Annotated in this window: 24 protein-coding genes and 1 tRNA gene; 13 read left to right on the plus strand and 12 right to left on the minus strand. The window is 70.4% G+C overall.

Annotated elements, in window-relative coordinates; translation table 11 throughout:
- Positions 1 to 15: 15 nt before the first annotated feature.
- The 5 genes from ACGFNN_RS24190 (at position 16) to ACGFNN_RS24210 (ending at position 4,749) form a co-directional block, all read left to right on the plus strand.
- On the plus strand, positions 16 to 639 hold the full coding sequence (locus ACGFNN_RS24190) for a class I SAM-dependent methyltransferase (RefSeq protein WP_393558861.1): 624 nt from the start codon (positions 16 to 18) through the stop codon (positions 637 to 639).
- A gap of 41 nt (positions 640 to 680) precedes the next feature.
- A complete protein-coding gene (locus ACGFNN_RS24195; RefSeq protein ID WP_393558863.1) occupies positions 681 to 1,382 on the plus strand; it encodes an SAM-dependent methyltransferase in 702 nt (233 codons plus the stop codon).
- Positions 1,383 to 1,551: 169 nt separating this feature from the next.
- Positions 1,552 to 3,033 carry a Gfo/Idh/MocA family protein gene (locus ACGFNN_RS24200; RefSeq protein ID WP_393558865.1) on the plus strand — a complete coding sequence of 494 codons (1,482 nt, stop codon included), beginning with the start codon at positions 1,552 to 1,554 and terminating at the stop codon, positions 3,031 to 3,033.
- Positions 3,034 to 3,128: 95 nt separating this feature from the next.
- Positions 3,129 to 3,764: an SGNH/GDSL hydrolase family protein gene (locus ACGFNN_RS24205; RefSeq protein WP_393558867.1), complete on the plus strand. Its 636-nt coding sequence runs from the start codon at positions 3,129 to 3,131 to the stop codon at positions 3,762 to 3,764.
- 154 nt (positions 3,765 to 3,918) lie between these two features.
- Positions 3,919 to 4,749 (plus strand): MBL fold metallo-hydrolase, encoded by an 831-nt coding sequence (locus ACGFNN_RS24210; RefSeq protein WP_393558869.1) that lies wholly within the window; start codon positions 3,919 to 3,921, stop codon positions 4,747 to 4,749.
- Between the two features lie 106 nt (positions 4,750 to 4,855).
- Here ACGFNN_RS24210 and ACGFNN_RS24215 read toward each other — a convergent pair.
- Positions 4,856 to 4,929: transfer RNA gene (locus ACGFNN_RS24215), tRNA-Pro, on the minus strand.
- A 130-nt stretch (positions 4,930 to 5,059) separates the two neighbouring features.
- On the opposite strand from ACGFNN_RS24215, the gene ACGFNN_RS24220 reads away from it, so the two are divergent.
- Positions 5,060 to 5,770: a transketolase gene (locus tag ACGFNN_RS24220; RefSeq protein ID WP_393558871.1), complete on the plus strand. Its 711-nt coding sequence runs from the start codon at positions 5,060 to 5,062 to the stop codon at positions 5,768 to 5,770.
- Positions 5,771 to 5,827: 57 nt separating this feature from the next.
- A complete protein-coding gene (locus tag ACGFNN_RS24225) occupies positions 5,828 to 6,730 on the plus strand; it encodes a transketolase family protein (RefSeq protein WP_393558872.1) in 903 nt (300 codons plus the stop codon).
- A 5-nt stretch (positions 6,731 to 6,735) separates the two neighbouring features.
- Here ACGFNN_RS24225 and ACGFNN_RS24230 read toward each other — a convergent pair whose 3' ends face one another.
- From ACGFNN_RS24230 to ACGFNN_RS24255, 6 genes are all read right to left on the minus strand, one after another.
- Positions 6,736 to 7,110 carry an MmcQ/YjbR family DNA-binding protein gene (locus tag ACGFNN_RS24230; RefSeq protein WP_393558874.1) on the minus strand — a complete coding sequence of 125 codons (375 nt, stop codon included), beginning with the start codon at positions 7,108 to 7,110 and terminating at the stop codon, positions 6,736 to 6,738.
- A gap of 106 nt (positions 7,111 to 7,216) precedes the next feature.
- Positions 7,217 to 7,837, minus strand: a complete 621-nt coding sequence (locus tag ACGFNN_RS24235; RefSeq protein WP_362555618.1) for an ATP/GTP-binding protein — start codon at positions 7,835 to 7,837, stop codon at positions 7,217 to 7,219.
- The gene (locus ACGFNN_RS24240) at positions 7,815 to 8,186 is read right to left on the minus strand and encodes a DUF742 domain-containing protein (RefSeq protein WP_362555616.1); all 372 of its coding nucleotides are present in this window, start codon (positions 8,184 to 8,186) and stop codon (positions 7,815 to 7,817) included. Before ACGFNN_RS24240 ends, ACGFNN_RS24235 begins: the two co-directional genes overlap by 23 nt.
- 2 nt (positions 8,187 to 8,188) lie before the next feature.
- Positions 8,189 to 8,623: a roadblock/LC7 domain-containing protein gene (locus tag ACGFNN_RS24245; protein ID WP_362555614.1), complete on the minus strand. Its 435-nt coding sequence runs from the start codon at positions 8,621 to 8,623 to the stop codon at positions 8,189 to 8,191.
- Between the two features lie 7 nt (positions 8,624 to 8,630).
- On the minus strand, positions 8,631 to 10,685 hold the full coding sequence (locus tag ACGFNN_RS24250; RefSeq protein ID WP_393558876.1) for a sensor histidine kinase: 2,055 nt from the start codon (positions 10,683 to 10,685) through the stop codon (positions 8,631 to 8,633).
- Positions 10,686 to 11,157: 472 nt separating this feature from the next.
- A complete protein-coding gene (locus tag ACGFNN_RS24255) occupies positions 11,158 to 13,167 on the minus strand; it encodes a beta-galactosidase (RefSeq protein ID WP_393558878.1) in 2,010 nt (669 codons plus the stop codon).
- A gap of 443 nt (positions 13,168 to 13,610) precedes the next feature.
- Here ACGFNN_RS24255 and ACGFNN_RS24260 point away from each other — a divergent pair, with 443 nt between their 5' ends.
- Positions 13,611 to 14,660, plus strand: a complete 1,050-nt coding sequence (locus ACGFNN_RS24260) for a LacI family DNA-binding transcriptional regulator (protein ID WP_393558880.1) — start codon at positions 13,611 to 13,613, stop codon at positions 14,658 to 14,660.
- 81 nt (positions 14,661 to 14,741) lie between these two features.
- On the opposite strand, the gene ACGFNN_RS24265 is transcribed toward ACGFNN_RS24260, so the two are convergent.
- Both ACGFNN_RS24265 and ACGFNN_RS24270 read right to left on the minus strand, forming a co-directional pair.
- Positions 14,742 to 15,446 (minus strand): cupin domain-containing protein, encoded by a 705-nt coding sequence (locus tag ACGFNN_RS24265; RefSeq protein WP_393558882.1) that lies wholly within the window; start codon positions 15,444 to 15,446, stop codon positions 14,742 to 14,744.
- Between the two features lie 77 nt (positions 15,447 to 15,523).
- A complete protein-coding gene (locus ACGFNN_RS24270; RefSeq protein ID WP_393558884.1) occupies positions 15,524 to 17,320 on the minus strand; it encodes an ABC transporter ATP-binding protein in 1,797 nt (598 codons plus the stop codon).
- Positions 17,321 to 17,544: 224 nt separating this feature from the next.
- On the opposite strand from ACGFNN_RS24270, the gene ACGFNN_RS24275 reads away from it, so the two are divergent.
- Positions 17,545 to 17,910 carry a hypothetical protein gene (locus tag ACGFNN_RS24275; protein WP_393558886.1) on the plus strand — a complete coding sequence of 122 codons (366 nt, stop codon included), beginning with the start codon at positions 17,545 to 17,547 and terminating at the stop codon, positions 17,908 to 17,910.
- A 102-nt stretch (positions 17,911 to 18,012) separates the two neighbouring features.
- On the opposite strand, the gene ACGFNN_RS24280 is transcribed toward ACGFNN_RS24275, so the two are convergent.
- On the minus strand, positions 18,013 to 18,456 hold the full coding sequence (locus ACGFNN_RS24280; protein ID WP_393558887.1) for an SRPBCC family protein: 444 nt from the start codon (positions 18,454 to 18,456) through the stop codon (positions 18,013 to 18,015).
- A gap of 143 nt (positions 18,457 to 18,599) precedes the next feature.
- Positions 18,600 to 19,100 (minus strand): cupin domain-containing protein, encoded by a 501-nt coding sequence (locus ACGFNN_RS24285; protein WP_393558889.1) that lies wholly within the window; start codon positions 19,098 to 19,100, stop codon positions 18,600 to 18,602.
- Between the two features lie 198 nt (positions 19,101 to 19,298).
- Here ACGFNN_RS24285 and ACGFNN_RS24290 point away from each other — a divergent pair, with 198 nt between their 5' ends.
- Together ACGFNN_RS24290 and ACGFNN_RS24295 are read left to right on the plus strand one after the other, a co-directional pair.
- Complete coding sequence (locus ACGFNN_RS24290) at positions 19,299 to 19,733, plus strand: VOC family protein (RefSeq protein ID WP_393558891.1); 435 nt, start codon at positions 19,299 to 19,301, stop codon at positions 19,731 to 19,733.
- A 327-nt stretch (positions 19,734 to 20,060) separates the two neighbouring features.
- Positions 20,061 to 20,804, plus strand: coding sequence for a LamG-like jellyroll fold domain-containing protein (locus ACGFNN_RS24295; protein ID WP_393558893.1), 744 nt, complete (start codon positions 20,061 to 20,063; stop codon positions 20,802 to 20,804).
- A gap of 85 nt (positions 20,805 to 20,889) precedes the next feature.
- On the opposite strand, the gene eno is transcribed toward ACGFNN_RS24295, so the two are convergent.
- Complete coding sequence (eno, locus tag ACGFNN_RS24300) at positions 20,890 to 22,230, minus strand: phosphopyruvate hydratase (RefSeq protein ID WP_393558895.1); 1,341 nt, start codon at positions 22,228 to 22,230, stop codon at positions 20,890 to 20,892.
- Between the two features lie 188 nt (positions 22,231 to 22,418).
- On the opposite strand from eno, the gene ACGFNN_RS24305 reads away from it, so the two are divergent.
- Positions 22,419 to 22,841, plus strand: a complete 423-nt coding sequence (locus tag ACGFNN_RS24305) for a MarR family winged helix-turn-helix transcriptional regulator (RefSeq protein ID WP_393558897.1) — start codon at positions 22,419 to 22,421, stop codon at positions 22,839 to 22,841.
- Positions 22,842 to 22,969: 128 nt separating this feature from the next.
- On the plus strand, positions 22,970 to 23,716 hold the full coding sequence (locus tag ACGFNN_RS24310) for an SDR family oxidoreductase (RefSeq protein ID WP_393558899.1): 747 nt from the start codon (positions 22,970 to 22,972) through the stop codon (positions 23,714 to 23,716).
- The last annotated feature ends 93 nt before the right edge of the window (positions 23,717 to 23,809 follow it).

Here is a 23,809-nt window from a genome sequence, read left to right on the forward strand (position 1 = left end):
GGTTGCCACGTGCCAGTGTCCGACAGACCCAGCAAGCCGCGCGCCGAGGACGTCGATGCCCACACGTCCCCCTCCCCACAGGCCTACTGGGAGCCGCACTGGGCGAACGGCCGCCGCTACCGCGGGATCGACGCCCATGAGGCGGCCTTGCTGGCGGAGCACCTCGGCCCCGGCAACGGAAGGCCCGCTCTGGACATCGGCAGCGGTGACGGCTCTCTCGCGCGCCACCTTCACCACCGACTCGGCTATCGCACCACGGGCATCGACTGCGCCCCGAGCGCTGTGACGCTGGCGAGCGGGCAGGACACCTCCGTCGGCCCGAACCCGCTATGGAGATGTGCCGATTTCGGGACGGACGATCTCTCCGCGCTGCCTGACGCGGCCTATGCGGTCATCACCTGCCGGCTCGTCTACCGATGGGTGGAGCACAAACCGTCCTTCCTCGACCGGGTGCGGCGGCTGCTGGCACCCGGCGGCTGCTTCTGGGTCGTGTCCGAGATCCACGGCCGCCGCGAACAGGCCGGTCCGCACCGGCATCTCGGGATCACGGCTGCTGAGGCCGAGATCCTCACGGCGCGCTGGTCGGCCGTCCGTACCGCCGACCTGGACGTACTCCGCTGCTATGCGCTGAGGCCCTGAGAGCTGCCGGAAGACCCCTGACCTATCACCTGGGAGAAGCCGTGAGCGCATCACCGGCACACGAACACGCCTGGACCGTCTACGGGCAGAGACAGCTGGACCACGGCTACACACCGCCCGTCCCCGAGCGAATCGACTGGGCGTTCGGCTCCGACGAAGGCCCGGGTGCCGAAGCCCTCGGCCCCATCCGCGGCAAGCGGGTGCTGGACATCGGATCCGGTCCCGGCCACCATGCCGTCCACCTGGCCCGGAGGCACGGCGCTCTCGTGGACGGGGTCGACCTGTCGCCCACCCAGCACCACCGCGCGATCCGGTCCCACGGCAGCGAACCGGGGGTCTGCTTCTTCCACTCCGATGTCGCGGAGCACCTGCGACGTACCCAGCCTTACGAAGCCGCCTACAGCGTCCGCAGCTTCGCCTGCATCGACCCGCTCCATCTGCTTCCGGCACTTCGGTGCGGCCTCACGGCGAACGCACCGCTCGTCTTCAGCGCGCTGCACACCGACGACAGCGGCCTCGGCCCCTCCGATTCGGTCGCCACCCGTGAACTCCGTGTCCGGCTCCGCGACGACGAACCCATCCCCGTACGGATGTGGGTACTCGCGCCCCGCGTGTGGGAGGAACTCCTCACCGGCCACGGCTTCACCGTCGAGGCCGTGGATCTCCTGTCGGCACCGAGTGACTCCAACCCGGCGGTGCTGCAGCTCGTACGGGCGCGCCGGACGGAGGATCCGACGGGTTGAGACGAGGTGACGGATCGCCATAATCCACGCCGCCGGACCTTGTCGAGCACGAGCCAGGCGCCCTGGACACAGGGGGGTACACGCTGATGAGCACGGCCTCGCCATCTCGGGTCCACCCCTTGACCACCCACCCGCACCCACCCGCCCACCACCGAAAGCGAAGGTTCCTGTGACGCAGCACAGCCCCGTCGACCAGAACCCGACCGCGCCGCCCCCGCCCGTCAGCTCTGCGGCCTCCGCTCCCGGACCCGGTGTCGTACCGGCGTTCGCGCCACCCGCGCCCGGGCGCCCCCGGCGTCGGTATGCCGTGGCCGGCACGGGACACCGCGCCGGCATGTACGTCGGCGCACTCACCGGGGAACACGCCGACGTCGGGGAGCTGGTCGCCTGGCTCGACCCCAACCCGGCGCGGATCGACTTCTACGACGCGCAGACCGGGCAGGCCCACGGCGGGGCCGAACCGGCCCGCCTGGCCCGCTACACCCCTGACGCCCTCGAGCGGATGGTCACCGAGCAGGCCGTCGACACCGTCATCATCACGAGCGTCGACCGTACGCACGCCGAACTCATCGAGCGGAGCCTGCGTGCGGGGGCCGACGTGGTGGTGGAGAAGCCGCTGACCACGGACGCCGCCGGGTGCCGCCTGATCACCGACGCCGTCGCCGACACGGGCGGGGACGTCATCATGACGTTCAACTACCGCTACGCACCCCGCAATTCGTCACTGCGCCAGGTCATCGCGGACGGCACCATCGGCGACGTCACGAGCCTGCACTTCGAGTGGGTGCTGGACACGAGGCACGGAGCCGACTACTTCCGGCGGTGGCACCGCGAGAAGGCCAACTCCGGCGGGCTCCTCGTACACAAGGCCAGCCACCACTTCGACCTGGTGAACTGGTGGATCGACGACGCCCCCCGGCGCGTATACGCCTCCGGCGGTCTGCGCTTCTACGGCGACCGCGGCACAGTGGCCCGGGAACTCGGCCCACGCCCCGAACGCGGGACCGGGACGAGCGGTGACCCCTTCTCACTCGACCTGAGGGACGACCCCCGGCTGGAGGCGCTCTACCTCCGCGCCGAGCACCACGACGGATACCTGCGGGACCGGGACCCGTTCGCCCCTGGGATCACCATCGAGGACAACCTGTCCGTCCTGGTCGACTACGCGCGCGGCGCCACCCTCTCCTACTCCCTCAACGCCCACTCCCCGTGGGAGGGATACCGGGTCTCCGTAAACGGCACCCGCGGCCGGGCCGAACTTCTGGTTGTCGAGCGCGGGCACCTCGAACTCGCGGACGGACGTCTGCTGGACCCCTCGGCCACCGCGGAGTCGAATGCCGACGACCGCGTCCGGCCGGTCGGCCACCGGCTCGTCGTCCAGAAGCACTGGCAGCGCGCCGAGGAGGTCGTCATCCCCCAGGGAATCGGCGGCCACGGGGGCGGGGACGCGATACTCCTCAAGGACGTCTTCCGCCGCGACCTGCGCCTGGAACCGGATCCGCTCGGCCGGGCGGCCGGCTACCTGGACGGCATTCGCGCGGTCGCCGTGGGGATCGCCGCCAACGAGTCCCTCAGGACCGGCCTGCCGGTGCCGGTCGAAGACCTCCGGCTCGGCGTGCCGCTCTCCGGCGAAGACGCCGCAAAGTATTGAATCGTTTCACACCCCCTCGACCCCGCGTCGGCACACCCACGGAATCGGCGTCCAGCTCCTGCCGGTGTCCGCCACCTCGCAGAAGGGACGCTCCCATGACCGTTGAACTCGAAGGTACTGAACAGCTCCTGTTCCAGGGCGACAGCATCACGGCCGCAGGACGGAACGTCGACGACCCCACCGATCTCGGCCACGGATACGTGCGGATGGTGGCCGACCGGCTCGCCTCGACTCACGCCGGTGCCCGGGTCGTCAACCGGGGTGTCAGCGGCAACAGGGTCCAGGATCTGCGCACCCGTTGGGCAACGGACACCATGGATCTCCGGCCCGATGTCCTGTCCGTCATGATCGGCGTCAACGACACCTGGCACGGCTTCGAGTACGGGCGCTTCGTTCCGGTCGAGGCGTACGAGTCCGACTACCGCCTGATCGCCGGCCAGGCGAGGGACGCGGGTATGCGACTGGTGCTGATCGAGCCGTTCCTGGTACCGGTGCGGCCCGTTCAGTGGGACTGGCGGGCGGACCTGGACGGACGCATCCACACTGTGCGCAGGCTGGCGGCAGAGTTCGACGCGGCGCTTCTCGCCGCGGACGGTCTGCTGAACCAGGCGGCCCGCGAGGCGGGAGACCCCGCGATGATCGCGCATGACGGGGTGCATCTCACCGAACCGGGGCACCGGATCCTCGCCGACGCGTGGACCGGCCTGTGCGCCGGTCGAGGGGTGGCATAGGCGGTATACCGGGCGCACACTCCGTCCGGGGGCCCGCAGCGCGGCCGCTCCAGGACGGAGTGACCCTGACTGACAGGCCGTCAGGACGTGTGTCGAAGCTGACCAGGCGTCAATACACCGCCCCGAAACCGTCCGCCGATGGCATCATCTGCGGATGCTCCCCACCCTCCAGGTCGGCCCGTACACCGTCATCGCGCTCCCCGACAGCGCGGGCCCCTTCTTCTCCCCGAGGTCCGAGGCGTTCCCCACCGCCACCGACGCGCAGTGGTCGGCCGCCGACCGTTTCGACCCCGGCGCTGTCGACACCCTCGGGCGATGGTGGCTCCAGTTCCGGGCATTCGCGGTCCGCGGCGACCGGGGCGTGACGCTTGTAGATGCCGGAATCGGCCCCGCCGACAGTCCGGCCGCCTCGTGGGCACCCGTGCCAGGGGCGCTCCCGGCTTCACTGGCCACCGCCGGCATCCAGCCCACCGATGTGGACACCGTGGTGCTCACGCACCTTCACACCGACCACGTGGGCTGGGCGGTCGTCGGCGGCGACCATGCCCGGCCGTTCTTCCCGAACGCCGAGTACGTGTTGCAGCGGGCCGAGATCGCCGCGATCGACGAGATCAATCCGCAGCTGCGATCCACGCTGATCGACCCGCTCCGGAGTTCCGGTCAGCTACGACTGCTCGACGGTGACACCCTGCTGCGGCACGGCGAGCTCGCGTTGGCCACCCCTGGCCACACACCGGGGCACCAGAGCGTGCTCGTCGAGTCCGGGCGCGACCTGGTCGCCCTCACCGGTGACCTGCTCGTACACGCGATCCAGCTGCTCCACCCCGAGCTCGCCTACGCCCACGAGATGGACGCCGAGCGGGCCCGGTCATCCAGGGAGCGGGTACTCCGCGGCCGGAGCGACGGCGCCCTTCACCTCGCGACACCTCACCTGACCGAGCCGTTCATAGCGCACCGACCTGGCGACGGGCACCACCGAAAGTGACACCTCGGCCACTCCCGGATCGCACTGCCACGCCCCACGGCCGGAAAACGCCCAAGGGCCGCTCCGGATTACTCCGGAGCGGCCCTTGGGTTACGACTCTCTCGAGTCGGGACGACAGGATTTGAACCTGCGACCCCTTGACCCCCAGTCAAGTGCGCTACCAAGCTGCGCCACGTCCCGTTACTCGTCTGACCTGGGCTTTCCCCCTGGCCGAACGCGCATGAGAACAATACCGCACTCGGACCGGTGCTCACGAACCCGTTTCCGGGAGGCTTGACCTCAACCATGCTTGATGTTGAACGCTCGCCCTATGACGAACAGCGACACGAGCACGACGCGAGCTGTGCACGGTTACGACGACCTCGCCCGGCTGATGAGCCTGATGACCGGCGACGAGAAGCACGGGCCGGCGGCGACCTCCACACTGGACGCCCTCTGGGTCCTGTACGACCGGGTGCTGCGGGTCTCCCCCGGCACCGCCGACGCCCCGGACCGTGACCGCTTCCTGCTGTCGAAGGGACACGGCCCCATGGCGTTCTACGCCGTACTCGCCGCCAAGGGCTTCGTCGGTGAGGAGCTGCTCACCGGCTTCGGTTCCTACGCATCACCGCTCGGGCACCACCCCGACCGGCTCCTGATCCCCGGCGTGGAGATCGGCAGCGGTTCACTCGGTCATGGACTGCCGCTGGCCGTCGGCTCCGTGCTGGGACTCCGGGCGCAAGGGCTGCTGGACCCCCAGGTGTGGGTGCTGACCGGCGACGCGGAGCTCGACGAGGGCAGCAGCCACGAGGCGATCGCCTACGCGGGCCCGGCCGGGCTCGAGCAGTTGCACACCGTGGTGATCGACAACGCCTCGGCGACGTACGCCACCCGGGGCGGCATCGCCGCCCGGTTCCGGGCGGCCGGGTGGTCCGTACTGACGGTGGACGGCCGGGACCACGAGGAGCTGCACGCCGCCTACACCGCGGCTCACCCGGGCAGGCCGCACGCCGTGATCGCCCGCGTGGCGCCCAAGCGCTGACCGGCCCGCCCCGTACACCCCGCACCCGGCGTCGCCCGGGACTACGAAGGACATCCCATGGACACGATGCGTGACCGCTTCATCGCCACCACCACCGCACTGCTGACCGAGGACCCCCGCCTCGCCCTGGTACTGGCCGAGATCAGCCGCGACGGCTTCGACATGGCGGCACGGGCCCATCCGGACCGGGTGATCAACGTCGGCATCAGGGAGCAGCTGCTCATCGGGGCCGGGGCAGGCATGGCCCTGACCGGGATGCGTCCCGTGATGCACACGTTCGCGAGCTTCCTGGTTGAGCGCCCGTTCGAGCAGGTCAAGCTGGACCTGGGCCATCAGGGCGTGGGAGGCGTGCTGGTGAGCGCCGGAGGCTCGTACGACTGGCCGGCCGGCGGTTTCACCCACATGTCGCCCGGCGATGTCGCCCTCCTCGACACACTCGACGGCTGGACCGTGCACGTCCCGGGCCATCCCGACGAGGCCGAGACCCTGCTTCGGCATGCCGTCGCCGGTGACGACAAGGTCTATGTCCGGCTCTCCCTCCAGTCGAACAGCACGGCCCACCCGGTGTCCGGCCACGGCTTCAGCACCGTGAAGCGGGGCCGGGGCGGGGTCGTGATCTCCGTGGGCCCGATGCTCGACAACGTTCTCGCGGCCACGGAGGGTCTCGACGTCAGCGTCCTCCACGCGACGACCGTGCGCCCCTTCGACGGGGCGGGGCTCCGCCGGGCACTCGGCGGGAGCGGCGTCTCGGACGTGGTGATCGTGGAGCCCTACCTGGCAGGCACGTCCACGTCGGCGGCCAACGACGCCTTGGCAGACCTTCCCCATCGGGTGCTCGGACTGGGGGTGGGCAGGCGAGAGCTGCGCCGGTACGGGCAGCTCGCCGACCACCTCGCGGCCCACGGCCTCGACGAGCGGTCCCTGCGTCAGCGGATCACCGGCTTCCTGGGCGCCCGCTGAGCCCTTCAGCCGTCGGCCGGGGGCGGACTCAGCTCGGGATGGGCGGCGAGCAGACGGCGCGGAGCGACCTGGCTCCACGAGTCGGTGAGGATGGTGGTGAGCTCGGCCACGTCGTCGAGCGCCGCCAGCCGGACCCGGAGCCAGGCGTAGTTGTCGTCGTGTCCCTCCCGGACGAAGAACTTCTCCGGCTCCGATGCGATCAGTTCGGCGCGGTCCTCGACGGGGCATTTCACGCCCATGGTCACGTCGTCGTCACCGAGCGCGGCGAAGATCTTTCCGGCGACCCGGAACGTGGGCTGCCCCCAGGCGAGCTTCTCGGTGGTGTCGGGCAGCGAGAGCGCGACGGTACGGACGTCGTCGGCGGTGACGGTGACGCTCATCCGGTCTTCTTCCTCCGAGGGCGGTGACGGCCTCGGACGTGGTTCCCGACCGGGCAGTGGGGGGTCGGCGGGGCGGGCCGCGGCCGCTCAGCCACACCTGCGGTGCTCACGGATACGCTCCGGAGCCGGAGAGCGGGGCGGGTGTGGTGGCGTTGATGAGGTGCTGGACGAGCGTGACCAGCGCGCCCGTTCCCGAGCTGGCGATCCTGGCGTCACAGAGCACGACGGGCACGTCGGGGCCGAGGTCCAGCGCGGCCCGTACCTCCTCCGGTTCGTAGCGGTAGGCGCCGTCGAACTCGTTGACGGCGACGATGAATCCGATGCCACGGCGTTCGAAGAAGTCCACGGCGGCGAAGCAGTCGGCGAGCCGGCGGGTGTCGGCGATGACCACCGCCCCGAGGGCGCCCTTGGACAGCTCGTCCCACATGAACCAGAACCGCTCCTGCCCCGGGGTGCCGAAGAGGTAGAGCACGTGCTGCTCGGACAGCGTGATCCGGCCGAAGTCCATGGCGACGGTCGTCGCGGTCTTGGACTCGATTCCTTCGAGGCTGTCGGTCGCCGCGCTGACCTGCGTCAGCAGCTCCTCCGTGCTGAGCGGTGCGATCTCGCTGACCGCACCCACGAACGTCGTCTTCCCGACGCCGAACCCGCCTGCCACGAGGACCTTGAGGGCCACGGGGAAGTAGCCGGAGCTTCCGGAGCTGTCAGAGCTGTCGTCGTAGACCATCGAGCACTGCCTCCAGCAGGGATCGGTCGGTTGGCATGTCATGGAAGGCGGGGGCGTGGGCGGTGACGGCACCGCAGTCGACCAGGTCGGACAGGAGCACCTTGGTGATGACCGCGGGCAGCCTGAGATGGGCCGCGACCTCCGCCACGGACGTCGGTCCGTCGCAGAGTTCCAGGGCCACGGTGTGTTCGGGGCCGAGGTGGGCCTGGGGGTGTCTCCCCGTGGCCATCACCAGGGAGAGCAGGTCGAGCACGGTGGTCGGTCTGGTCCGGCCGCCGCTCACCGTGTAGGGGCGGATGAGCCGGCCTGCCGCGTCGTCGAGCAACGGCCCGTCCTGCGGGGCCGGCATCCTCACAGCCCCGGGGTGAACGGTGCTCCGGCCGGCTGCCGGAGCGGCGTCGTCAGGTAGGGGCGCACGCTCTTGACCAGCATGGCCATCTCGTAGCCGAGCACCGCGGCGTCCGCCTCGCGGCCGGCGAGGACGGCGAGACAGGTGCCGGAGCCCGCGGTCGAGACGAACAGGAGCGTGGAGTCGAGCTCGACCACGACCTGTCGTACGTCACCGTTGTCGCCGAACCGCGCACCGGCGCTGCGGCCGAGCGAGTACAGGCCCGCGGCAAGGGCGGCCATGTGGTCGGCACTGTCGGAGTCCATCCCGTGGACGGACTTCACCAGACCGTCCGCAGAGAGGAGAACCGCGCTTCGCGTGTAGGGCACCCGCTGGACCAGGCCGGTCAGCAGCCAGTCGAGGTCCGAGACCTGACCGGACGGCGTTTCGGTCGTCATGCTGCATCTACTCCTTGAACTGGTTCTCGGTGCGCGGATCCGGTTCGGACCTCTGCGGCCGTGGGTACCCGGCGTCCGCCAGGTCGTCGGCGGTCGCGACGGCGCCGGGGGTGGAGGTGGGGGTGGAGGTGGGGGTGGGGCTGTTGCGGTACGGCAGCGGGGCGAGGCCGGGGGACCTCTGCGCCCCGACGGTCGTCGTGGCGCCGCCGGCCGCGGGGGGCACCGCACCGTGGGCGGCGTCCGCCCGCAGCGCTTCGGGCTCCTCGGCGGTCTGGGCCTCGGCGAGGTCGACGCCGCGGCGGAAGGCGGCCATCAGGCCGGGGTCGTGCAGGGCGTTCTCGTCCTCGGACCGGAGCACCGGGGCTTCCCTCAACTGCGGAACCAGATGCTCCTGGTTACTGCGCTTGGGGAGCCGGGGCCGTCCGGCGTCCGCCGGGTTCCCGGCCGGGGCGCCGATGGGGGCCGAGGAGCGGACCATGCCGTCCGTGCTCACCGGGCGGGGGCCGGGCGCGGGCGGGCCCCCCTGCCCCGCCGGGATTCCGGCCGTCGTGGGCACCGTGGGAGTCGGCATCGTGGGAGCAGGCATCGTGCCGACCGGCGGCGCTGATGCGACGGGGTTCGGGCGGTCGACCCGCTCGGCACGCAGAGGCAGGGGCGGGCCGTCTTTCCGAGGACGGTCCTGCGTGGGCCGCTGGTCCAGCCGGAGCGGCGGCCGGTCCCCCGCCTGGGGCGGAACCATGGGCCGGCCCGGCTGCCCCTGGAGCGCGGCGGGCGCCGCGTCGGGCGTGGGAGGGGGTACGGCCGCGGCCCCCGGTGTGGTGGCATCGATGTCGATGCCCAGCAGGACCTCGGGCAGTACCAGGACCGCCTGGGTGCCTCCGTAGATGTTGCTCTGCAGCCGTACGGCGATCCCGTGCCTGCGGGCCAGCGAGGCGACGACGAACAGTCCGATGCGTCCGTCCTGCAGCAGATGGGCGACATTGACCTGGTCGGGGTCGGCGAGGAGGGTGTTCATCCGCTTCTGCTCGGCGCTCGGCATCCCGAGTCCCCGGTCCTCCACCTCGAGGGCGAGCCCCGCCGTGACCCTCTGGGCCCGCATCAGGACCTGGGTGTGCGGGGCGGAGAAGACCGTGGCGTTCTCGACGAGTTCGGCCAGCAGGTGGATGACGTCGGCGACCGCGTGTCCGCGCAGGGTGCCGTCGACCGGCGGGACGAGCTTGACCCGCGGGTAGTGCTCCACCTCGGCGATCGCCGAGCGCAGCACCTCGGTCATCGTGACGGGGTTGCTCCATTGCCTACGCGAGACCGCACCGCCCAGTACGGCGAGGTTCTCGGCGTGCCTCCGGATGCGCGTGGCGAGATGGTCGACGTGGAAGAGGCCCTTGAGCAGGTCGGGGTCCTCGACCTCGTGCTCCAGTTCGTCGAGGATCTGGATCTCGCGGTGCACGAGGGACTGCAGACGGCGGGCGAGGTTGACGAAGACCTCGACCTTCTGCTCGTTGCCGTTCCCCTGGAAGAGCTGAGAGGCCTGCACCACCGCGGCCACCGCGTCTTCGTGCGCGCGGTTCATCTCCTGCGCGAGCAGGTCGAAGGCGTCCGCGTCGGGGGCGGCCGCCGGAGTGGCCCGTCGGGCGGGAAGAGGTTCGCCGTCACGGAGCTGGTCGACGACCCGCTGGAGTTCGGCGTGGTGCTGGGCACCGGCGCGGCGGAGGGCCATGCACCGGTCGTGCACGCCCGCGGCAACACGGTTGGCACCGAGGAGGGCTGCCGCCACGGCCGCCACGGCCAGCGCGCCCGATCCGCCGAGCGCGGCCAGCAGGCTGCCGGAAGGGCGTACCCCGGAGGAACGGATGGTGAAGATGACGGCCGCGGCCCCGCTGAGTACGGCGGCCACGGTCGGCAGGAGGGCCGTACGCAGGAGCTGTGGCCGCAGCCCGGCGTCGGGGGCGGGCTGCGCGGCGCGCGGCCGGCCGGAAGCCGAATGGGCACGGCCGCCCGGACGGCCGTGCCGTCCGCCCTCGCGGCGTTCCGGTCGCGCTGTGGGTGCGCGAAGTTGAGACATCATCGTCCTCGGTACGTGGGGCACCAGGAATCGGCATTCGTGTGGTGACACCTACGGCGGTCGGTCAGGCCCGGGTCAACGGCTGGGGCGGGCTCGACCGATATGAGCCCACCGTTGATCACCGGCCACACACGGTAGTCGTCAATCGCCCGTGCTCGATGTGCAGTTGTCGAAGTTGCCCGCCAGGCGTCCCGCTCTGGTATGAGGGATCGCACGGGCAGCCGATTCCATTCGGGGTCGAATCGGTACGGCTGCACGACCCGTGTCCGTACGTTCGATTTTCCGGCGCCTCAATGATCCGGACACGCCTTGGAGCGGGGAGCCCGCACGGACCGCGCTCCCCGCTCCTACCTTCACCCGCTCCAGCCCGGAGGTGTCACCGGTCGCACTCCCCCGGCTCCTCCGGACGCGGATCGTGCCCGCCTCACGGCGGCCGGACACAGCCCCGCGCGCGCCGGACCGCCTTCGCAGGTCAGCGTTCGCGTACCACCGCCGTCTCCAGCGCCGGCACGGTCAGGCGCGCGGACACGTCCTGCCCGCGGATCAACTCGTGTCCGACGGCGGCCACATCGACGTCCTGATGCGTGTGGTTGATGAGGAAGAGGTAGGAGGTCCCGTCGTCGGCGCACCGGCGCACGGCTTCGACCCCCCGCGGCAGCCCGGCGGCCACAGGGGCGACGCCGGCCTCGTCGAGGAGGGCGTCGACGATCCGTGCGACCCCGTCGGCATCGGGCCGGGTGCCGACGTACCAGGCGCTGCCACGGCCCGCGCGGTTACGGGTGACGGCGGGCAGGCCCTCCAGAGGGCCGTCGGCCCAGGTACGTACGGCCCGCGCACCCTCGAGGCGGGTCTTCTCGCTCCACAGCGAGGCGCGGGTGCCGTCGTCCAGGGTCAGGGTCTCGTCCTGGAGAAGGGGGTGGAACTCCTCCGTACGCACGCCGAGCAGTTCGCGGAAGGCGCCCGGGTACCCGCCGAGCCTCACATGGTCGCGCTCGTCGACGATGCCGCTGAAGAAGGTGACGAGGACGCTCGCACCCTCGTGCGCCGCCTCGGCGATGCGGGCCGCAGCGCTGTCGTCCACCGTGTAGAGGGTGGGGACGATCACGACACGATGGTCCGTCGGAACCGCCCGTGGAGACACGATGTCCACGGTGATCCCCCGCTGCCACAGGGCGCGGTACCAGCGCATCGCTTCGTCCGGGTAGCTCAGCGCCTGAGTGGGGTGCCCCTCCATCTCGGAGGCCCACCAGGAGGGATAGTCGAAGACGAGTGCGACGTCGGCCGAGACCCGGCTGCCTCGCACCGGTGCGAGGGCCCGCAGCCGGCGTCCCAGTTCGAGGGTTCCGCGCCAGACGTCGGAGTCCTCACCGGCGTGCGGAAGCATGGCGGAGTGGTACTTCTCGGCTCCTGCCGCCGACTGCCGCCACTGGAAGAACATCACCGCGTCGGCCCCCCGTGCCACATGGGCGAGGGAGTTGCGCAGCATCTCTCCCGGGCCCTTCGCGCGGTTGCGGGGCTGCCAGTTGACCGCCGACATCGAGTGTTCCATCAGCATCCAGGGCTCGCCTCCCGCGACGCCGCGGCTGAGGTCGGCGCTGAAGGCGAGCTCGATGTGGGCCTCGGGGTCACGCGCGACGGTGTAGTGGTCGTTGGCCACCAGGTCCAGATCCTCGGACCAGGAGAAGTAGTCCATCCATTTGGTGGCGGTGGACATCATGAGGTTCGTGGTGGCCGGCACGTCCGGGGTCACCTCGCGGAGCACATCGCGCAGGGCCCGGTAGTGGCTGAGGAGTTCGTCGGAGGAGAACCGGGCGAAGTCGAGCTGCTGGGTCGGGTTGACGAAGGTGGGCGATGAAAGCGGCGGGAGGATCTCGTCGAAGGAGTCGTAGCGCTGGGACCAGAAGGCCGTTCCCCAGGCGGCGTTGAGGGCGGCCGGTGTGCCGTACCGCGCACGCAGCCAGCGCCGGAAGGCTTCGGCCGCGGCATCGGAGTAGTCGTGCGGGACATGGCAGCCCAGCTCGTTGTCGACGTGCCACACGGCCAGTGCGGGATGGCCGCCGTACCGCTCGGCCATGCGGCGCGTCATGCCCAGGGCGTAGTCACGGAACACCGGGGAGGCGAGGGCGTACGACTGCCTCGAACCCTGGTGGAGTACGGTGCCGTCGGCGAGCCGGGGAAGGATCTCCGGGTGCTTGCGGGTGAGCCAGGGAGGCGGCGAGGCCGTGGCGGTGGCCAGTGCCACGCCGATGCCCGCGGTGTGCAGCCGGTCCAGCACGGCGTCCAGCCAGCCGAAGTCGAAGTCCCCTTCCCTGGGCTCCAGTTGCGCCCAGGAGAAGATGGCGACGCTGACGAGTCCGACGCCCGCCTCCTTCATCAGGTGAACGTCCTCCAACTGGACCTCCAGCGGCCATTGTTCGGGGTTGTAGTCACCTCCGTAGGCGATCCCTTCGACGTTCAGCGGCCATGGGCGTCGGGGTGTCATCCGAGTCCGTCCTCTTCCGGGCACACGGGTGCCTCTTCCGGTGATGCGTGTATGTCGCGCGGGCGGGATCACGACGTCGCGGGAGACTGCGGGCCGCACTGTCGGGCGAGGCCGGGGCATGCCGTACACCTGGCCGGCCGACAGCCAGGACGGTGCCGGTCATCGCGGGAAGCGGCGAATCGGCACAGCGATCACGGAGGCCGAGGGGCGCTCGGCCGGAACCGTACTCACCTTGCACGTGGAGCCTAGATACCCCGGATGTTGACGTCAACATCCCCGTGGCCATCACTCCTACCGCTGTCGCCACGAGGCGATGCGGGGTGAACCCGCTTCCTCCTGAGTGGACTCGGGCCCCGCGTGGCCGGAGAACACCGGCGCGTCCTACCCTGACGGGAATCGCGGACCACGCGCCGTCGGGCGCTCCGAAGGAGGCCACGGACAGGGTGCGGACAGAATCCGGGGAGCACCGGCCACGCCGGCGCGAGGCTTCCATCGACGACGTGGCCCGGCTGGCAGGCGTATCGGGGCAGACGGTCTCGCGCGTGGCCAACGGGCGCACGAATGTCGGCGCGGCGACCCGGGAGCGGGTACTGGCTGCCATGCGCGAGCTGGGCTACCGCCCCAACACCGCAGCCCGGGCCCTGAGATCGGGCAAGTTCCGCAACATCGGGGTCGTCGTCTTCACTCTCGCCTCGTACGGAAATCTCCGGACCCTCGAGGCGGTCGCGGCCGCGGCCACCGACCGGCGCTACACCCTCACCCTGACGCCGCTGGCCCGCCCCGCCGAGGCCGAGGTGAGTGCGGCACTCGACCGGCTGGGTGAGCAGGCGGTCGACGGGGTGATCATGCTCGTCGAGTCACGGCAGGGCGGGGGCGTGGAGGAACGGCCCCTGCGGGACATCCCGGTCGTCGTCGTGGACTCCAGGGCGGTCCACCGGTCGGCGGTGGTCGACACCGACCAGTACGAGGGCGCGCGGCTGGTGACCGAGCATCTTCTCCAGCTCGGCCACCCGACCGTCGCCCATCTCGCCGGCCCGCAGGACTCCCATTCCGCCCGTCTGCGCCTGAGGGGATGGCGTGACACCTTGCTGGCCCACCGATGTGCCGTGCCGGAGCCGATCCACGGCGACTGGTACTCCGACTCCGGTTACTCCGCGGGGCGGACGCTGGCCGCCGAGCCCGAACTCACCGCTGTTTTCGCCGCCAACGACCAGATGGCCCTCGGCGTGCTGCGCGCCCTGGCCGAAGCAGGCCGGCGGGTCCCCGAGGACGTGAGTGTCGCGGGGTTCGACGACATGCCCGAGGCCCGGAACTTCATCCCGCCCCTGACCACCGTCCACCAGGACTTCACCTCGGTCGGCCGCACGGCCGTGGAGGCTCTCGTCCAGGAGATCGAGGGCGGGCCTCCCGCGCACTACCAGGAGATCGCCCCCCGGCTGGTGGTCCGCGACAGCACGGCACCGGCGGCTGTACACCCCACGGCGCGAGGCTGAGCGGTTCCGTCCGCTTCGACGAGCAACCGCTCGGCCTCCCGGGTGGCGCGTACGTACTGCGTCACCCGTGCCCGCCGGTGGTCAAAGCGCCCAGGTCGTGAGCCGGCCGCACATGCCGTACCGCGGTGGCCCCGGGTGTGCGGCACGGGCCGCGACCGCGGCGTCCGAGAGGTGGCCCACGCCACCGTGGGCGAGCTCCCCCAGAGCGGCGACCGTGCCGGCGGTGCTCCGCTCCGCCCCTGCCCGGACGACGGCGCGCCACTCCGGCACACACCCGGCGACGAGGCGGCCCGCTGCAGCATGCAGATCCGCCAGCCCCGCCCCGCCCTCGGCGTCCACCCTCTCCCTCAGCTGGGCGTAGCCCGCCAGCGCCAGGTCCCTGCGCCGACGGGCGGCGGCGGCCACCCGGGGGTCGTCGGTGAGCTCCGGCGACTGATCGGGGAGCCGGGCAGCCTCCTGGTAGCGCTCAGGGTCCTCGAGGAGGTCCTGAGGAAACGTCAGCACGGCGTCCCCCGCCTCGGGAAGCCCGGCGTCGGACATCACGACGACGATCTCGAGGTCCCCGTCGTTGACCAGGCGGTGGACCACCCCGGGGGAGAACCACACCACCTTGCCGGGGAACAGACGATGTTCCGCGTAGCCGTCCTGACCGAGGGTCTGGACCGCTCCCTCACCCGCGACGACCACATAGCCCTCCGAGGAGACGGTGTGCACATGGGGCGTGCCGCTGCCCGCCCTCCCCGCCCCGTCGTCCGCGGGCCAGTCGTAGACCGCGAGGCGGCTCACCGAGACTCCTCCCGGGAATGAAGGCGGATTCGTCATGTGTCTCCTTGCTGCTCGTTCTGCGGTTCGAGAAGGCCTGGTCACCTGGGTCCGGCCGGCTGCAACCCGGCGTAGACACCGCCCGCGCCCAGCAGTTCCTCGTGCGTACCCACTTCGGAGATCCGGCCGTCCTTCATCGCGACGATGCGGTCGGCCCCCTGGATCGTGGAGAGTCGGTGGGCCACGACGAAGACGGTCCGGCCGTGCACGAGCCGGCCGAGGGCCTCCTGCACCAGGGCCTCGGAGCGGTTGTCGAGTGCGGAGGTCGCCTCGTCGAGTACGAGCACTCTCGGGTCACGGATGAGGGCCCTCGCGATGGCGAGCCGCTGCTTCTGACCACCCGACAACTGGGCGCCGCGCTCGCCGATGACCGTGTCCAGACCGTTCGGAAGGTCGTCCACGAACTCCAGTGCGTTCGCGTCACGGAGGGCGCGCATCAGGGTCTGCTCGTCCGTGTCGGCCATTCCGTACGTGACGTTCTCGCGGATGCTCCCCTCGAAGAGGATCGACTCCTGGGGCACCACCGACAGGAAGCGCCGGTAGGTGCGGAGATCCAGGCCCGCCATGTCCGTTCCGTCGAGCAGGATGCGGCCCGAGGTGGGCCTGATGAAGCCGATGAGAAGGTTCAGCACCGTGGACTTCCCGGCCCCCGACGCCCCGACCAGCGCGATGGTCTCTCCCGGCCGGGCCGACAGGGTGAATCCGTCGACGGCGGGCGCTCCGTTCTCGTAGGCGAAGCCGACGTCCTGGAACTCGATGTGACCCACCACGCTCTCGACCCTGGTCTTGCCCGCGTTGTTCTCCAGATCGGGGGCCTGAAGGACCTCTCCGGCCGAACGGACCGATTCAAGGCCCTTGGTGAGCACGGGAGCCAGGCCGAGCAGGGTCGTCACCGAACCGGTCAGCACGGTGAAGAAGGCACTCAGCATCACCACGTCGCCGGCGGTGATGGGCATCCAGCCGTGGTAGGCCACGAGTGCCGAGCCCGAGAGGCAGAGGACGCCGAGGGTGTTCATCACGACCCAGGCGAGCGACGCGAAGCGGCCGTTGATGGTGTCCAGCCGCAAGCCGGCGGCGAAAACCTGGCGCAGCGAGCCGTCGACGCGGCCGAGCGCGGTGCGCTCCAGGCCGTGGGCGCGTGTGATGGGAATGAGCGTGGTCATCTCCCCTACACGGGACGACAGTTGTTCCACCTCGCGCCGGAAGGACTCGTTGTGGCTGCGCAGTCGGCTGCGCAGCTTCATGACGAGGAAGCCGGAGGCGGGAACCACCACGAGGAAGACGGGCAGGAACTCGGGCACCCGGACGCCGATGACGACGAGCCCGCCGATCAGCGTGACGACCGCTCCGAGCCCCATGTCGGAGCTCTGCTGCACCATCTGTTCCACGGCCTCCACGTCGCGCACCACCTTGGCCTGGAGCACGCTCGAACTGACCCGGGCGTGGTACCCGATGGAGAGCTGCTGCATACGCCGGCAGAGCGCGGATCGCAGGGTCGTGCCCATCCGGCGGATGCTGCCGCCGAGGAACCTCACGTACCACTGGTGCAGGGGGTAGTTGATGACGAGGATGAAGAGCAGGATTCCGGTCGCCTTCCAGATCCCCGACTCGGGCCCGTGCTGGACGACCACGTCGAGCACGGTGGCGGTGATCAACGGCAGCAGCCAGATGGGGCTGTGCTTCACGACGAAGATGACCACCGCCATGGCCAGCCGGCCACGGTCGGGACGGAACAGGTGGCCGAGGGTGCGTATCGGGTTCTCTCCGCGGTAACGGTGGTCAAGGTGGTCGAAGGGTGCCGCGGATTCGGCACCGAGCGGCGAAAGCGCTTTCTTCATGCCTCCATCCCATCTGCTTCCACCGCCGCGTTCAACCCCGTCCCGGTGAAGGAGACGCGTGAACGGTCGAACAGCACGCGCATCGCCCGTCGGCTGCCGCTCCCGGACGCGCGGATCAGCATCCGTCCCCGGCAGGGCTCTCGCGCCCGGCGTCCCCAGGTGCGCTGACGCGATCATTTCGGCTCACTCTGTGTAATCCGGCATCAACCGGGTAGCGGGCCGAGATGTTCAGGTATAGGCGTGTACGAGTTCTGACGGTGCTGCTCAGCGGATGGGTGGCGCTGACGGCCGTGGAGCGGTGGGCGGAGAACTCACCGTGGCCTGGCGCGATGCTGAGCGGGCTGCTGTGGGCGTCCGTCGTCGCGGGTGTCTGGTGGTTCGCCGAGTGGACCCAGTCCCCGCTGCGCACCGCCCGCGAGTCCGACGCGGCACGTGCCGCGGGGGCTCGAAGCCGCCCCGGCAAGACTCACGGTGACGAGAGCGACGGAAGCCGTGGGAGCTATGAGGAGGAGAGCACGCGGAGCCTGCTGACCGGCGCGAAGGCCCGGGTCTCTTCACAGGCGGAAACCTCCACACAGTCTCACCGCTGACTTCCGGAGCCGCTCAAGGCACGTCTGACCGTGGGCGCACCCTCCGAGGAGGGTGCGCCCACGGTCAGACGTGCCGGTCGCCTGGTGCGGCCGGAGTGCGGGTCACAACCCGCGCGGGCCGTCACCTGCGGCCGTGGACTCCGCCAGCTTCTGGAACTCGCCCAGATCGTAGTTGGCGAGTACGGAATCGAGGTTGGTCAGGGCACCGAGGTGCTCGATGAACCCGCTAGGGTCGTATTCGATCTGCAGGGCGACCCGGCTGGACGTGTCGTCGAGCCGGTGGAAGGTGACCACACCCGCGTGGTGCACCCCCTCGATCGTCTTCCAGGCGATCCTGTCCTGGGGAACGACCTCGGTGAGCTCCGCGACGAAGCCCTTGTCGGCACCCGGCAGGGACAGCTGCCAGGAGAACCGGCGCTCGTCCATCGGATCGACCCTTCGCACGTGGCTCAGGAACTTCGGCCACAGCGTCACATCGCTCCACAGCGCCCAGGTCACGCTGACCGGCGCGTTGATGTCGACGGTTTCGACGAGGGATGCGGACATGGAGAACAACACCTTCTTCTCAGTCGGTCAGGCCTTGCGCTGCCGACTACCCGATGGCCGACAACACACGCCTGCCGCCCCCGAGGGCATTCCGGCACGATGCCGGGCGACAGACCGAGAGGCACCGGGCACCCGGCCGAGCGTCACACCGCCCCCAGCGCCGCGCGCCAGGCGCTGCTCTCGACGTAGTGGTTGTCGAAGCGCTCGGCGGATTCGGCGATCTCCTTCGGATCCGCCTCACCCCGCATGACCCTGCCCAGCAGACGCAGATAGGCGAAACGGTCCATGGCACGGTCGAACACGAACAGCACGTCAGCGGTGGCCCCGGGTGCCGCGGCGAAGGCGTGCGGTGTGTGCGGCGGGATCGCGAGGAAGTCCCCCTCGTGCAGAACCGTCACCTCCTCGTCCACGAGGACCCGCAGGGCTCCGCCGAGCACGAAGAACAGTTCGGTGGCCCGGGTGTGGAAGTGAGCCGGCGCCCCCACGGCTCCTTCGGCGAAGGTGGAACGGTAGCTGGTGAAGCCGTTCCCGGACTGCCCGCTCTCACCGAGGAGCCGCATCACACTGCTCGGATCGGCGCAGGTCTCGGCCTGACCGTGCCGGGTGAGAACGGGAGGGAACGGTGCCTTGGTCGTGTCGTTCATGAGCACCACACTAGAGCTCAACTGGCTTGCCCCTGAGGGCCATTCACACCCCGGGAAGCTGGGCCAATCCTCCTGCCGCCGGTACGTCGGGCGAGACTCCTCCGCAGTCGCCCTCCCACCCTCAGAGGCCGGATTCCCACCTCCCTCGCGGGAGGAAATGGATCGAGCTCGAAGTCCGCCCGCTGCTATGGTGCGCCGATGTCATCGATCAGGGAGATCCAAGTCACCTTCGACTGCGCGGACCCGGAGCGCGTCGCCCGCTTCTGGTGCGAGGTAATGGGTTACGTGGCGCCTCCGCCGCCGGACGGGTTCGCCTCCTGGGAGGCCTACAACCTCTCCCTGCCCGCAGAGGAGCGGGGCGCGTGGTTCGCGTGCAAGGACCCCTCCGGGGCCGGCCCGCGCATGTACTTCCAGCGCGTGCCCGAGGGGAAGGTCGCCAAGAACCGGGTGCATCTCGACGTCAGGGTAGGCACCGGGCTTGTGGGTGAGGAGCGACTGGCCGTGCTCAAGGCCGAATGCGACCGGTTGGTGGCGCTCGGTGCGGTCTGCGATCAGATCCTGCTCGCCGACGAGGAGAACGAGTCCTGCATCAACATGCGGGACGTCGAGGGGAACGAGTTCTGCCTCGACTGAGCCCGCGACACCCCGGGCCGGGGGAACCGTAGCTCCCCCGGCCGAGGCCGTTACCGCTCCGAACGGCCCCAAGTTGGTCGGCCACGGTGGACCACGGGAAGCTCCGCCTGGGAATTCCCCGTAGCCCCTCCGGGGCGTTGAGCCGCGACGAGGGCGGACGCGCGGAACGCGTCGCTCCGGCGCACACCGAATGACCACGCGGACGGCACGAGCGCCGTTTCGCCTCCGAGGCCCCGCTCCTAGAGTGAAGCGGTGGCCCACCGCCACCCCCCGGCGCTCCGTACGGGAGGGGCCGTCGGTAAGGCCGAAGCCGCAGGGAGGTTACCCGTGAGCAGCTACGACCAGGCGATCATTTCGGATGCACCGGTGCTGTACCTCGGACTGGGAGGGGCGGGCACCGAGGTGTCCCCGGGCGGCATCACCGCGACCTACCACGGGTCACCGGCCCATACCCACCTGCCCAACGGCGATCCGGCCACCCTGTTCGACGGCACGAGCGGCCAGTACGTGGAAGTCCCGGACGACGACGCCCTTTCCGTGTCCACCACGGGCGCCCTGACCATCGAGGCCTGGCTTCGTCCGGACGTGCTGACCTTCCCGCGGACGGAAGGCACCGGATACGTCCACTGGCTCGGCAAGCTCACCTACGCCACCGTCAACCAGTGCGAATGGGTCGCGCGCGTCTACTCGGACGACAACACCGAGGGCCGCGCCAACCGCGTCTCCGGTTACGCCTTCAACCCGGCCGGCGGGCTGGGAGCGGGCTCGTACTTCCAGGATCCGATCCGGCCCGGCGAGTGGATCCACTACGCACTCGTCATCAGCACCGCACCGGACGGCCCGGCCCAGCCGCCCGGGAAGACCAGGATCTACCGGGACGGTCAGCTCAGGGACAGCGACGCCCTGGCCGACTACGGCATCGTTCCCGGTAACACCACGTCACCCATGCGCATCGGGAGTGCGGCACTGACCTCCTACTTCCTCGGAGGAATCGGCAAAGTCGCCGTCTACGCACGCGAGTTGCCCCAGGCGCGGTTGGCGGAGCACTACACGATCATGATGGGCGGCTGACGGCAGCGGTGCCTGACCGGGTGCCCGCTCCTGTGGCGCCGGTGGCCGACGGCTCACGCCCGGTCGGCCACCGCGTCACACGCGCTCAGCGTCCCGCCGTGCGCGCGGCAGGGCCGGCCACCGCGGTGAACCGGTCCAGGATCGCGCTGCCCGCGTACCGCGCGGACTCGCCCAACTCCTCCTCGATACGGATGAGCCGGTTGTACTTCGCCGTACGGTCCGAGCGGGACAGGGAGCCCGTCTTGATCTGGCCGCAGCCCGTCGCCACCGCCAGGTCCGCGATGGTGGTGTCCTCCGTCTCCCCGGAACGGTGCGACATGACAGCGGTCCATCCGGCCCGGTGGGCCGTCGCGACCGTGGAAAGGGCCTCGGTCAGAGTGCCGATCTGATTGACCTTGACGAGCACCGAGTTCCCCACACCGGTGCGAATCCCCTCACGGAGCAGTTTCTCATCGGTGCAGAACACGTCGTCACCGGTGAGCTGGCACCGGTCACCGATGCGGGCGGTCAGCTCGCGCCATCCGTCCAGATCGTCCTCGGCCATCGGGTCCTCGATCGAGACGATCGGGTAGGCCTCGACCAGCTTGGCCAAGTGGTCGGCATGTTCGGCCGGGGTGCGACGCACGCCCTCACCCGCGTACACGTAGGCACCCTCCCGGAAGAACTCCGACGATGCGGGGTCCATGATCAGACCGATGTCCGCACCGGGGCGGTAGCCGGCGCGCTCGACGGCCGCCATGACGAAGTCGAGCGCCTGCTCGGCGGTACGCAGCGCGGGCGCGAAGCCGCCTTCATCGCCGACGCCGGTGGAGTGCCCGGCCGACAGGAGATCGCGCCGAAGGGTGTGGAAGATCTCGGAGCCCATGCGCACGGCCTCCGCGAAGTTGTCCGCGCCGATCGGCGCGATCATGAACTCCTGGAAGTCCAGCGGATTGTCGGCATGGGCCCCTCCGTTGACGATGTTCATCATCGGCAGCGGGAGGAGCCGGGCGCCCGCCCCGCCGAGGTAGCGGTAGAGCGGCTGCCTGTGGGCCGCGGCGGCGGCCTTCGCGGCGGCGAGGGAGACACCGAGGAGCGCGTTGGCGCCGAGTCGCGACTTGTCCGGTGTGCCGTCGAGCGCGATGAGCGCGGAGTCGAGTCCGACCTGGTCGTCGGCGTCGCGCCCCACGACGGCTGACGCGATCTCGCCGACGACGTGGGCGACGGCACGGTCGACGCCCTTGCCGTGCCACCGGCCGGGATCCCCGTCCCGCAGCTCCACGGCCTCCCGCGCCCCGGTGGAGGCACCCGAGGGGACGGCGGCGCGGCCGAGGGAACCGTCGGCGAGGAGGACGTCCGCCTCGACGGTGGGATTGCCCCGGCTGTCGAGGACCCTGCGGGCGGTGACGGAGGCGATGACTGTGGACTCAGCTGAACTGCAAGCCATGGGAGGCCCTTCGCATCGAAAGCTCGCCGCGGCCTGGTGCGACAACGCCGGCGCGACCGCGACCCGAGGGACTCTACAGCAATGCTGTTCAGTTGAGCTGTTCAGTTCTGCTGTGCAGCTTCGCTGTACAGCCAAGCTGTGCAGGTCAGGTGTGCAGCTTCGCTGGTCACCACCGGTTAAGGTGCCCTATGCCCACACCGGAACCCGCCGCCGTCGCCACCGAACTGCGCAACGCCATGGGCAAGCTCACCAGGCGCGTGAAGCACGAGGACCGGATCCCCCTCGGGCAGGTCTCCGTCCTCGGCACCCTGGACCGGGACGGGGCCATGACCACCAGCGACCTGGCCGCGGATCAGCGCGTACGCCCCCAGTCCATGGCCCGTGCGGTCGGACTGCTCATGGACCAGGGCCTCGTCGTACGCCGCGCGCACCCCACGGACGGCCGGAAGTCGCTGGTGGAGCTCTCACCCGCCGGTCGAACCGCGCTGGAGGCGGAACGAGGGCGGCGGGCCGGCTGGCTCGCCCAGGCCATCGAGCTCGAGCTCTCCGAGGAGGAACGCGAGGTGCTGGCCCGCAGCGCGGTCCTGCTGGAGCGGCTCGCGGCCCGCTGAGGCACCGCTGAGGCGCCGGCTGCCGTACCGCCTTCCCACTGCGCGGGTGCGACGCGGAGGGAGGCGTGTTTCAGTGGACCGGTCAGGCACATGAGGGTGGGGAATCCCCGGGCGGAAGGGCCTGTGTCATGCGGTTCGCTGTGATGGGTGGTACGGGGCTGATCGGCTCGAGGACCGTGAAGAGGCTGAACGCCGACGGGAACGAGGCCGTGCCGCACTCGAAATCGACGGGTGTGGACGTCATCACCGGCCAGGGCCTGGACGAGGCTCTCGCAGGCACCGATGTCGTCATCGACCTGACGAACTCACCGACCTTCGACGACGCCTCGCCCGACTTCTTCAGGCAGTCGGTCCGGAACCTGCTGGAGGCGGGACGGAAGGCCGGAGTGCGCCATGCCGTCGCGCTGTCGATCGTGGGCGTGGACCAGGTACCCGAGCTGGACTACTACCGTGCGAAGACCCTCCAGGAGGAGCTCCTCGCAGCGGGTCCGATCCCCTATTCGATCGTCCGCGCCACGCAGTTCATGGAGTTCGTCGACTCGATCATGAGCTGGACGGCCGACGCCGCAGGCGTCCGGCTGCCCGCCACGCCCATCCAGCCGATCGCCGCGCAGGACGTCGCGGACGCGGTCGCGGAGATCGCCGCCGGAGATCCCCTGCAGGGAATCCACAACATCGCCGGCCCCGAGGTCTTCCCTCTGGACGAGCTCGGCAGGATCACACTGGCGGCACGCTCCGACAGCTGGACCGTCACCACGGACGACTCGGCCGGCATGTTCGCCGTCGTGCGCGGGGACGTACTCACCGCCGGACCCGACGCCTCCCTCGCCCCGACGCGCTACTCGGACTGGCTGGCCTCGCACAAAGGCCCCTGAGACGGCGTCAGGACAGCCGGGAGATCTCATCAGCCGGACGCGCCATTGAACATCGGCCCGGGCCGTGGTGTCATCTCCCGCATGAGGAGTGCC

The organism is Streptomyces sp. NPDC048590, assembly GCF_043199535.1.
Lineage (GTDB): Bacteria > Actinomycetota > Actinomycetes > Streptomycetales > Streptomycetaceae > Streptomyces.

Coding starts and splice junctions, on each gene's coding strand:
- ACGFNN_RS24205 (WP_393558867.1), top strand. CDS start 3,129: ATGACCGTTGAACTCGAAGGTACTGAACAGCTCCTGTTCCAGGGCGAC.
- ACGFNN_RS24210 (WP_393558869.1), top strand. CDS start 3,919: ATGCTCCCCACCCTCCAGGTCGGCCCGTACACCGTCATCGCGCTCCCC.
- ACGFNN_RS24220 (WP_393558871.1), top strand. CDS start 5,060: ATGACGAACAGCGACACGAGCACGACGCGAGCTGTGCACGGTTACGAC.
- ACGFNN_RS24225 (WP_393558872.1), top strand. CDS start 5,828: ATGGACACGATGCGTGACCGCTTCATCGCCACCACCACCGCACTGCTG.
- ACGFNN_RS24230 (WP_393558874.1), bottom strand. CDS start 7,110: ATGAGCGTCACCGTCACCGCCGACGACGTCCGTACCGTCGCGCTCTCG.
- ACGFNN_RS24235 (WP_362555618.1), bottom strand. CDS start 7,837: ATGGTCTACGACGACAGCTCTGACAGCTCCGGAAGCTCCGGCTACTTC.
- ACGFNN_RS24240 (WP_362555616.1), bottom strand. CDS start 8,186: ATGCCGGCCCCGCAGGACGGGCCGTTGCTCGACGACGCGGCAGGCCGG.
- ACGFNN_RS24245 (WP_362555614.1), bottom strand. CDS start 8,623: ATGACGACCGAAACGCCGTCCGGTCAGGTCTCGGACCTCGACTGGCTG.
- ACGFNN_RS24250 (WP_393558876.1), bottom strand. CDS start 10,685: ATGTCTCAACTTCGCGCACCCACAGCGCGACCGGAACGCCGCGAGGGC.
- ACGFNN_RS24255 (WP_393558878.1), bottom strand. CDS start 13,167: ATGACACCCCGACGCCCATGGCCGCTGAACGTCGAAGGGATCGCCTAC.
- ACGFNN_RS24270 (WP_393558884.1), bottom strand. CDS start 17,320: ATGAAGAAAGCGCTTTCGCCGCTCGGTGCCGAATCCGCGGCACCCTTC.
- ACGFNN_RS24275 (WP_393558886.1), top strand. CDS start 17,545: ATGTTCAGGTATAGGCGTGTACGAGTTCTGACGGTGCTGCTCAGCGGA.
- ACGFNN_RS24280 (WP_393558887.1), bottom strand. CDS start 18,456: ATGTCCGCATCCCTCGTCGAAACCGTCGACATCAACGCGCCGGTCAGC.
- ACGFNN_RS24285 (WP_393558889.1), bottom strand. CDS start 19,100: ATGAACGACACGACCAAGGCACCGTTCCCTCCCGTTCTCACCCGGCAC.
- ACGFNN_RS24290 (WP_393558891.1), top strand. CDS start 19,299: ATGTCATCGATCAGGGAGATCCAAGTCACCTTCGACTGCGCGGACCCG.
- eno (WP_393558895.1), bottom strand. CDS start 22,230: ATGGCTTGCAGTTCAGCTGAGTCCACAGTCATCGCCTCCGTCACCGCC.
- ACGFNN_RS24305 (WP_393558897.1), top strand. CDS start 22,419: ATGCCCACACCGGAACCCGCCGCCGTCGCCACCGAACTGCGCAACGCC.
- ACGFNN_RS24310 (WP_393558899.1), top strand. CDS start 22,970: ATGCGGTTCGCTGTGATGGGTGGTACGGGGCTGATCGGCTCGAGGACC.